The organism is Desulfofundulus sp. (assembly GCF_049701015.1).
Lineage (GTDB): Bacteria > Bacillota > Desulfotomaculia > Desulfotomaculales > Desulfovirgulaceae > Desulfofundulus.
The window spans coordinates 1-9,842 of record NZ_JBNATZ010000086.1 but is presented as its reverse complement, the minus strand read 5'-3'; the positions used below and the strand labels follow the sequence as shown (position 1 = coordinate 9,842).

General features: G+C 51.3%; 10 protein-coding genes. 3 read left to right on the top strand and 7 right to left on the bottom strand.

The genetic code is table 11. From position 1 onward, the window contains the following. From ACPLUI_RS07115 to ACPLUI_RS07105, 3 genes are all read left to right on the top strand, one after another. Nucleotides 1–558 (top strand): helix-turn-helix domain-containing protein (locus ACPLUI_RS07115; RefSeq protein WP_424659573.1); only part of this gene is annotated, 558 nt, incomplete at its 5' end. A gap of 118 nt (nucleotides 559–676) precedes the next feature. Then, nucleotides 677–1,246 carry an ImmA/IrrE family metallo-endopeptidase gene (locus tag ACPLUI_RS07110; RefSeq protein ID WP_424659572.1) on the top strand — a complete coding sequence of 190 codons (570 nt, stop codon included), beginning with the start codon at nucleotides 677–679 and terminating at the stop codon, nucleotides 1,244–1,246. A gap of 511 nt (nucleotides 1,247–1,757) precedes the next feature. Then, complete coding sequence (locus ACPLUI_RS07105) at nucleotides 1,758–2,603, top strand: uroporphyrinogen decarboxylase family protein (protein ID WP_424659571.1); 846 nt, start codon at nucleotides 1,758–1,760, stop codon at nucleotides 2,601–2,603. A 7-nt stretch (nucleotides 2,604–2,610) separates the two neighbouring features. On the opposite strand, the gene ACPLUI_RS07100 is transcribed toward ACPLUI_RS07105, so the two are convergent. The 7 genes from ACPLUI_RS07100 to ACPLUI_RS07070 form a co-directional block, all read right to left on the bottom strand. Continuing rightward, complete coding sequence (locus ACPLUI_RS07100; RefSeq protein WP_424659570.1) at nucleotides 2,611–4,446, bottom strand: ASKHA domain-containing protein; 1,836 nt, start codon at nucleotides 4,444–4,446, stop codon at nucleotides 2,611–2,613. A 1-nt stretch (nucleotide 4,447) separates the two neighbouring features. Further along, nucleotides 4,448–5,074 carry a cobalamin B12-binding domain-containing protein gene (locus ACPLUI_RS07095; RefSeq protein ID WP_424659569.1) on the bottom strand — a complete coding sequence of 209 codons (627 nt, stop codon included), beginning with the start codon at nucleotides 5,072–5,074 and terminating at the stop codon, nucleotides 4,448–4,450. A gap of 1 nt (nucleotide 5,075) precedes the next feature. After that, on the bottom strand, nucleotides 5,076–5,828 hold the full coding sequence (locus ACPLUI_RS07090) for a GntR family transcriptional regulator (protein WP_424659568.1): 753 nt from the start codon (nucleotides 5,826–5,828) through the stop codon (nucleotides 5,076–5,078). 52 nt (nucleotides 5,829–5,880) lie between these two features. Then, a complete protein-coding gene (locus tag ACPLUI_RS07085) occupies nucleotides 5,881–6,573 on the bottom strand; it encodes a Vitamin B12 dependent methionine synthase activation subunit (RefSeq protein WP_424659567.1) in 693 nt (230 codons plus the stop codon). 7 nt (nucleotides 6,574–6,580) lie between these two features. Next, entirely contained in the window at nucleotides 6,581–7,387 is an 807-nt protein-coding gene (locus ACPLUI_RS07080; RefSeq protein ID WP_424659566.1) for a dihydropteroate synthase, read from the bottom strand. Nucleotides 7,388–7,450: 63 nt separating this feature from the next. Continuing rightward, complete coding sequence (locus tag ACPLUI_RS07075) at nucleotides 7,451–8,089, bottom strand: cobalamin B12-binding domain-containing protein (protein ID WP_424659565.1); 639 nt, start codon at nucleotides 8,087–8,089, stop codon at nucleotides 7,451–7,453. A 111-nt stretch (nucleotides 8,090–8,200) separates the two neighbouring features. After that, nucleotides 8,201–9,517, bottom strand: coding sequence for a uroporphyrinogen decarboxylase family protein (locus ACPLUI_RS07070; RefSeq protein ID WP_424659564.1), 1,317 nt, complete (start codon nucleotides 9,515–9,517; stop codon nucleotides 8,201–8,203). Between the last annotated feature and the right edge of the window lie 325 nt (nucleotides 9,518–9,842).

The following is a 9,842-nucleotide window of genomic DNA, read 5'->3' as shown; positions in this document are numbered from 1 at the left end:
ATTTTTTATTTTGGAGGTGAGGAGCCGGTGGACAGCGACAGGGAAAGCAAGGTGGTAGAGTTCCCCGGGACCAGGAACCGCAGCGCGGCTGACAGCAGCGAGCCCGGGGAAACGGGTGCGAGCGGCCGGGAAAAAGCCGGAGAAAAGACCGGAAAGCCCGCTGAGCGGGCCAGCGGGCCAGACAGGGAAAAGCCCGGGGACAAAGACAAGAAGAACCCCTTCGCCAAGCGGCTCAGGCAGCTGATCAAGGAGCGCGACATCCGGGTGACCGACCTGGCCTGGGGGTCGGGAGTGGCCCCCAAGACCATCTACTCTTTCCTCAACGGCACCACTTTCCCTTCCGTGGAGACCCTGCTCAACATGTCGGCCTACCTGGGAGTCTCCGTGGACTACCTGCTGGGCAAGACCGACGAGCCCACGGGCATCGCCCTGGAAGAGGGCGAGGAGTACGAGGAGATCCTCACGATCAGGCGCCTGTACCGGCAGCTGTCCGAAAAAGAGCGCAACATAATCAAGACCCTCCTCAGGTCCATGGTGGAGGAGGGGAAGCTGGACTGAACCTGTCGATATTTGTCGGATCTTTTCTGCAGGAATTCCTCCGGGCACGTAAAAGATAAAACATATGTTCACCTCTTCCCGGAGGTAAATACACAGAGCAGAAGGGGGTTTGCTTCCAATGCTGCCTGTTGCTGTCAGGAGCGCGTATGCCCGCGCCAAAGCCCGGGCGCTGCTGAAGGAGATGGCCATACCCGGCCCGCCCGTGCCCGTCGAGGAAATACTCCGGCGGCACAACATCCTGTGGGAGTACGCCTTCGACCTGGAGGCGCCCACCACGGTAAAGTATAGGGGGAGGTACATAATCCTCATCCCGCCTTCGAAAAGCGAGCGCCGGGACAGGTGGTCCTTCGGGCACGAGTTCGCTCATGTCTACCTGGGGCACTTCAAGATCTACCCCGTAAACCGCATAGTGAGGGGGCAGGCGATCGACCTGCTCGGGGAAAAAGAGTTCTACATCCTGGACCGGGAGTGCGACATATTCGTGTCCGAGCTGCTGATGCCCAAAGAGTGGGTGTACAGCGCGGTTAAATCGCCGGTGCTGACCATGAGGGAAGTGGGAGAGCTGAAAGACCTCTTCCTGGTATCCTGGGAAGCCATGCTGAACAGGCTGGACGAGCTGAAAATCGCCGTCGAAGGGCGGGCAGTACTGCACCGGGACGTCCTGCTGCGGTCCCGGAAAAAGTTTTGAGATCTCCGACAACAGCCCGACGCGAGCCGAAAGCGCTCGCGTCTTTTTTGCGTCAAAATTCCTCCTTTTCTTGAACTCTCGGCAAGGGCAGCCGTCCCTCCGCCCGTAATAATTTTACTAAACCATACGTGCATTATGTTCGCAAAAATTGCAACCCGGTTGCAACCCGGTTTGCAACCAGAATATTTCAGAACCCTATGAAATCAAGGGTTCCAGTCTGGACTGTTCTGGATTTCCAGTTTATAACAGGAAACTGGAAGCCTTGATACACAAGGCTTTGCGGCCGCTACCCTTACCCGCACCCTAAAGCTAGTTTTTAACGAGTTTCCGGCAGGAGAATAAATTCAATCAGCGGGCGAAAGTGCAGGAAATAAGCCGGCATGCGTTGTATGTATTCCTAACCTCACTTCGGACGGCCATGTTTGCCGCCTGCTGGTGGCAGTAAAGTGAGGTCTACCCGTTTCAACCTTTTTCCCCGCCCGGGAATGTTAGAGTGCATAGGAGGATTATCATGAATTTTTATAATTCTTTGTTGCAGAGAGTGAAAAGAAAAATTCCCCGGGGAGAACTCTGGATTTCCGGGGAAGTAATAAAAGAATCAGGGCTGGAACAAACGCAGGAGTCCCTGGTCACTCTCAGTTCAGTAATTGGTGCTGACGTATGTTTTTTCAGCTACACGAGTCCCATTCAAAACCTCCCTGTCAATTCCGGAGAGATGAGCGTGCTTATAAAAAAAGCTCATGCTTCAGGTCTGGTCTGTGGAGTTACCGTCGACGGCCCCTTTGAGCGGACTGTCAGAGAACACGGATTTATGGAAGTCATGAAATTATTCTATAAAACGGGACACCTGCAAGCCTGCCTCGAAAAAAACACGGCCCTGGCAGCTGATGAAATAAAGGCAGCCGATAGGGCCGGTGCTGACCTGATTATACTGTGCGACGATATAGCGTATAAGCGCGGGTTATACTTTTCGCCTGAGCATTTTAAGAGTATACTGCTGCCTTTATACCGCAGGCTGAGAAATGCAATAAGTAGTGATAAATTGATGGGCTTTCATTCCGACGGTAATGTTGAATCGATAATTCACTCCCTGGCCGAAGAGGGATACCTGGCTTTTTCCCTGGAACCCGAAGCCATGAATCTGTCGGAACTGGGCCTCAGACTTCCTGAGGATGCTATCATTCTTTCGGGCATAAAAGCCGAATGGCTGATGGGACCAAACCTCGAAGAGGAGGAAATAATTCAATATATTAATGACTTAAAAAATAGCTGCAAGCTGGTGCTGACCTCATCATGCGGGCTGTCCGACATGCGAAGCCTGGAGAGGTTAAAGGTGATATACAGGCTGGTTGTATAAGCTGCATTTATTCCGGGAACCCCATTTCACTTAAAAAGTGATTGCTGAACTCCGGCATGGCCGCCAGCTCCAAATACTTGATATCCCGCGCAATTTTTTCCGCCAACCTCCGTTCGGTTTGAGATAAAAGGATCATCCGGGCACCGGCACCCGCTGCGTTACCTACCTGTTGAAAGCGTTCTAACGGAAGATTGGGCAACATGCCTATGGTGATGGCGCTTTCCAGCCGCAGGTGGGTCCCGAAAGCACCGGCCACTATTATTCTTTCTACATCCTCAACCTTCAGGCCGGCCTTCCCCAGTAAAACCTTGGTGCCGGCGGCGATAGCAGCCTTTGCCAGCTGTATCTCACTGATATCCTTCTGGGTGATTACTACGTCCCGGTCAGACCCGCTTTCTTCTGATGGCACCAGAACATATTCAGCAGTTTTCCTTTCACCGTTAAACCTGACACGGGGATGACCGGTGTCCAGACGGCCGTTGTAGTTTATCACACCTGCCCGGTACAGTCCCGCCACGGCGTCCAGTATACCCGACCCACAGATGCCCACCGGTGAACTGCCGCCAATGGTGTCATAGTATAATTTAAAACCCCCGTCACCCACTTCCACCCTGCTGATTGCACCGTCAACGGCCCTCATTCCCTGCTGGATGTGAGCCCCTTCAAAGGCCGGACCGGAAGCACATGAACAGGAAATCATTTCACCGTCCAGGGCAAGCACAATTTCGGTGTTGGTACCGATGTCAAGGCCGAGAGTGACCCCACGGGCCTCGTGAATGCGGCTGCTCAAGATCATGGCCACATGGTCTCCCCCTACAAAACCGGCCACAGCCGGGACCAGATAGGCAACTGCACCAAAAGCCATACTCAGGCCCAGCTCCCGTGCCTTAATCTCGACAGGCAACGTCACTGCCGGCACATAGGGTGCCCGTGCCAGCTGGTCTACCGGCAACCCCAACAATAGATGGTGCATGGCCGTGTTGCCCACAATCACAGCCTCTTCAACATCTTCAAGGACAACATCCGCGGCGTTGCAGAGTGCGCGCAACAGCCGGTCGAGTCCTTCTCTCAACACCCGCGTAATCCGGCCGTACTGTGCTTCACCTTCCAGTGCATAAGCGAGCCGGCTTATCACATCTTCACCGTAAGAAATTTGCGGATTTAAAATGCCATCAGCAGCCAGAGTCGCACCCGTTTCCAGATCTACTAAAAATCCCGCTATCTTGGTGGTTCCAAGGTCTACCGCCAGACCAACTGCTTTTCGCCTGCTGCCGGTTGGAAAGGCATTGGTGATCTCACTGCCCCGGATTGAAATTGTTATCGGGTTATCCTTAGCCAGAACTTCCACCCGGCCAACCAGCCCGGGATCTATACGCAAGCCGGACAACCCGTGATTCTGGAACAGGAAGGATTCCACCTGCTGCCAGATTGAATACGGGTAATCAACGGACGTAGTTTTCAGGGGAATGTTATATCTTTTAACCACGGGGTCCGGAACCACAGTAGCCTTTGTTCCTTCAACCTGCAGTTTTTGGCGCCCGGTGAGAGTTTCCGGGGGGATTTCCACCTTGGCCGGGCCGGTTATAACCGCCTGGCATGCCAGGCGGTAACCCTCGCTGAGATCTTTTTCACCAAGCAGTCTCTTTTCAGTCTCATTGGGCGGCGAAAATTGCCCTTCCACCAGGCGCACCCTGCAGCGCCCGCAAAGTCCCTTCCCGCCACAAGGCGCACTGACACCACCCGACTCGGGATTGAACATGCCCCGGGCGGCCTGCATAATAGTCTGTCCGGGTTCTGCTTCTATCCGGAGGCCGACAGGTTCAAATTCAATGATAAAACCCAATTTAGAGCACTCCCATCCATTTCTGACATATGGTTACACCCCTGCGAGCGTCGGTCACCCACTCGTCGGCTCCCGAGTATGCCCTCACCTTTTCGTTCACCTGGCCACCGATGAGGATTTTTATTTTTTTCTGGCTGTCAAACAGGCGAACTAAATTTACCGTACGCTGCAGGGCTTCAAAACAGGAGGAAAGCAGGATGGACAGGCACAGGATGCTCGCCCCCGTTTCCTTTAGATAGTGAATAAACTTATCTGGGGGCACATTTACACCCAGATCACATACCTCGAAACCATGACAGCGCAACAGAGAGATGGTTATATTTTTACCTATGTCGTGAATATCGCCTTCAACCGTCCCGAATACTATCTTCCCGGCTGGTTTTTTACTTACTTTGTTATCAAGTGCAGGAGCGAGTAGCCGCATCACTTCATGAAAAATCTCTGCAGATAAAACAAGGTCTCCCAGGAAATATTCTCCCCTGGAATAACGCTCTCCCACAGCTATCATACCATTTCTACATTCTTCAACGATGTCCAGGGGTGTGGCACCCATGTCCAGGCGGAGTTTGACCAGCTCCATTACCTGGCTTTCATTAAGGTCGCTGATTGCCTGGGCCAGGGAAGGCAATTTATTCAACCCCCTTCAGCGGTCGAACTTCAGAAACCAGAGGAAAGCGGTCCCCCCGGAAAATAAAAAACCCCCAACCAACAACCGTTTCATCACTGGCGTACAAATACTGTTCAAGGTGGAAAACGGGTGAACCAGGTGGGACCTGAAGCATCAGAGCATCTTCTTTTTCAACCAGTGACGGCCGCATCACCATCCGGCTGCGCACAGGCAGTACCTCGTTATGCATTGAGATTACTTCCGAAAAAGCTTTGTACTGGAGCTCATTTTCCAGTATGGGGCTGCCTTTTTTAAAGCGCATGTATTTGCGTTCGATAGCCATTGGTATATCGTCTGCAAAGAGTAACCGGCAAAAGTATAAAACCCTGTCGTCTGCCTTCAGTTCCAGCTTTTCTCTGGCTTCTTCCGGGGCTTTGAGTACATGGACCGCTACCAACCTGGCTTCCGGTTTCATCCCGCGGCACGAGATCTCCTTGTGGTACTCTTCAATGGTAAATACTGCCCGGTCCAGGGCGGGACGGGAAACAAAGGTCCCCCGCCCCGGGTGGGCGGATATCAGTCCTCTTTCCGCCAGTATACTGAGGCATTTACGTACAGTCATGCGGCTTAAATTGTACTCCTTGCCCAGATCATTTTCAGACGGCAGGGAATCACCGGGTTTGAACTCTCCCGAAAGAATTTTTTGTTCCAATATTTGAGCCAGTTGAAAATAAGGAGGCACAAAGGAATTCCTGTTTATTCTGTCACCGGCCAAACCTTTATCCCCCCCTTTCAATAATTGTCCCGACATGGTTTCGCTCCCGGATTTATCTGGCCCGGCTCAAAGGGCATTTTCGCCCCATACTGCAGTAATAACAATGGTTTTCCGCGCTGGGGGGTAATTGACGTCCGATTCCCATAACCATACTCAAGGATTTTTTGGGCAACATGATGCCGCTTTTCAGTATATTTACACCGATTGTTGAAGGGTTCACCAGATCATAAATGATCCGCTGGTCCTGAAGGTTCTTCCAGTAAGAGTGGCCGGGACCCAGGGGTATTGTCGTCTTAAGGCCGCAGGCTTCCAGCTGTGATTTTATCTTGGCCACCAGCTGCCTGCCAGCCGCTTCAATAATGCAGGTAGCGGCGACATCCAGAAAGTAGGCATGCGCCGCCAGCCCTTTTTTACTATATTCCTCCATCCTGCGGTCAATCAAATGTCCCAGGGTGCAGACAACCAGGAGCATGCTCTCGGCAGTGCCGGCCAGGCGGACAAGCAGACTGCTTGTCAAGGCCTGGCCGCCTGCCAGGAATATCTGTGTGCCGGTTGTTTTCACTACCGGCACTGTTTTGCAAACGGCTTCCGCCCGGGCCAGCCGGTGTGCTTCCTGCAGTACCTCATTAACCAGCGAACGTGAGCAGTTAGTGGTTGTTCTGAACAGGCGACCCCACCCGGTGCAGGAAACGTCCTTTTCGGTAAGCCTGACATTTAATTTATAATAATCCATTAAACCATACATCGTGCAATTATTCAACCTTCTTCAACTTCCCCTGCTGGTAACAACGAATGTACTGCATACAGAACCGGTCTTTGTTGAGCAGCGCTTCCGTTGCATACACCAGTGCCATCAAGGTACTGTCCATCGGGTCGACGATAACGGCGTCCAGCCCGCTGGCCATGCTCAACACCACGTAGGCCCGGTTCAGGTGCCGGCGTTCCGGCAACCCAAAGGAGACGTTGCTGAGTCCCGAAACAAAATGCAGGCCGCTGAATCTGGATGACATCTCTTCCATAAGGCGCAGTGTTTCAACTACGGTTTCGGGGTTGGTGGCCACAGAGCGTACCAGAGGGTCAAAGTAAATATCGTCAACCGGTATCCCGGCCTCCAGGAGGTTGTTGACCAGTTTTACGCCAACCTCCAGGGCCTGGTTGATGTTGGCAGGGATACCTCTGTCGTCCATGCACAGGGCCACTACGGACGCCCTGTACTCCTTAACCAGGGGTAATACTTTTTTGTACCTTTCAGTTTCCCCGCTGATGGAATTGATCATCGCCTTACCACGGTGAACGCTTAACCCGGCGGCCAGGGCTTTATAATTGGCGCTGTCAATGCATAAAGGTACCCCGGCAATTTCCTGGACGGTCTTGACAAGCCATTCCATGGTGGCCGGCTCTTCCTGCGCGTCCAGGGTACCGCAGTTAACATCGAGCATGTGAGCCCCGGCGTTTACCTGGTTTAATGCCTCTTTGCGGATAAAATCCACATCTTTAGCACGAACCGCCCTGTCAATACTTTTACGTGTGGAGTTGATTCTCTCGCCGATGATTAACATAGATGCCTCCTGGTATTCTGCCCCCTGGCCGGAACGTGACTCCGGCCAGGGGTCGTTATAATTTTAAGAATAAACTTTCTTGCAAATGTTAACACCCGCTACAGCATCTTCCGCATAGTAATCGGCACCCGCAAACTGCCGGACCTGCTCATTGCACGGGGCCCCCCCGATGATGATGGTCACCTTATCCCTTAAACCAGCTTCAGTAACAGCCTCGACCACGGTTTTCATCTCGGGGTAAGTGAAATTAAGTAAGGCGCTTAAACCAAGAACCCTGGCTCCGGTTTCCTTGAGCGCTTCTACAAATTTTTCAGCCGGCACGTCCACGCCAAGGTCGATGACCTCAAAACCGGACCCGCGCAGGAGGTTGACTACGATGTTTTTACCTATGTCGTGAATGTCACCTTTGACCGTACCTATAACAACCTTGTTCCTGGAAGTATTTTCTTTAGTTTTGGGCATAATTGGCTCCAGCTGCTTCATGACGTTTTTAAAGATCTCCGCAGCAAAGAGCATCTGGCTTAAAAAGTACTGGCCCGCAGAAAACAAATCACCTACGCCAGCCATCCCCTCGTTACACTCAGCGAGAATATCCAGTGGAGAGACCCCATTCTTGATCTTCTCATCTACCAGCTGGTAGACTTTTTTCTCGTCCAATTCCATTAGAGATTTGGCCAGTTCTGTCATTTTTTCTTTTTCCATATTAGCTTTTCCTCCTAACCGTTAATGTTTGGAGATATTACCTGGTCCCTTGGCGCGATAGATACAAGTAATAAGGAAATGAGGAAATAGCAGAACTATGATTCTACCGTCCTAAGAGTAGATTCCGTACTCCTTGGCAGACTGTATTAAAGCACGGAGGTTCTCTGGAGGTATATCATCGATCACAGCGCCATTGCACAAGATAAATCCTCCATCTTTCCCCGCAGTTGCTATAAGTTTTTGGCAATAATCCTTTACTTCTTCTGCTGTGCCCAGTGTTAGCAAACTAATAGGTACATTACCGGCTATGCAGGCCGTATCTCCCAAAATCTCTTTTGCCTTAGCCATATCGGTATTATCGAAAAGCCAGACCGTCTTACCCTTCGGAAGGTCGCGAATAACTTCCAAACGTGTGTTATAGCCACCCTCGGCAAACAGGAAGGGTACCAATCCTTCTTCTATCAAGCCCATGATAACTTCTCTCAACGATGACCAGTAAAAAGTCTTGAATTGCTGGTCGGACAGGAAACCGTCCGCGCCTTTATGCAGCGGCATGAACACCACCGGGTTGCCGGCAGCCTTGGCTGAAGATACGCCCATCCTTATGGCCAGGGGAGTTAACACTTCAAGCGCCTTGAGCAGTTTTTCGGGCTGCCTGTACATGTCCAACATGATGCCATGGGTCCCCCTGAGAGTATCTCCGAGAATGTCAAAAGGTGCCTTGCTCACGCCCCCAAAGAGGGCCGGGAAACCATGCCCCTGAAGTTTCTGATCCACGGCCTGAACTACACCAGCCCAACGAAGGGCTTCATTACCCGCTTCCAAAACAGCCTTGAAGGCAGCCTGTACATCGGGGAAACCAAAGGGGATGAAGCTGCCGCAGGTCAGTACAATTTCCATAACATCAGTAAGAGGAGCCAGTTTTTCAAAAGGCTTCAGAGCTCCAAAAACGCGCGGAAAGTAAACCCTCACCCAGAAATCTGAAGGGTCCTGGATCAAAGCATCATACTCATCAGCCTTCATATATTCAGCCTCGAGGCACTGGTATGAACGATCCGGTTGCACACCATGGCCCGGCCATTCATAAAGCTTGTAGTCAAGGATTTCAAAAAATCTACCTGGGGGGGCCAAAAACATACCCAGATAGGCATCGGGTTCGAAATCGAAAACAGATTTTTCATAAGCAGCTGCTGCTTTTTGGTAGTCATACATTAAATCCTGAACGGTGATCCCGGCGTAGTAAGCCGGGAAAAGTCCGGTGAAGGGACATACCGGTACACGATCCGGCACCTTTTTTAGCTGAATGGCGTCTTTTATACGGGTTACCCTTTCCCTGTAAGACCTTTCAGCTTCCTGGTCAACAAATTCTATACCATTACCCGAAAGCCACATGTCAAACATTTGTTCCTGTTTTTCTTCCGGTGTCACTTAAATCTCCCTCCTGACCCGTTTTTTTTAAAAAAGAAATCCCTTCCTCTAGTCTTAATGAGCAGTTACATTTTCATAAGCAACACCCCCGGGGATTTTCAGTATAACTAGATGTATGGCTGTATGTACATTTGTACATTTATAAACTTCTATATGTTGTGGCTTTTTCCTTCCCGGTTTTCAATTTTTTTAAAAAATTTTTTACCCACAGCCCCGGTTCACCAGGCGGGGCAAAAAATAAAAAGCCCCTGGACACATAGCCAGGGACTTTAAAAATTTTCCGGCAGCGACCTACTCTCCCAGGGGTAGGCCCCCAAGTACCATC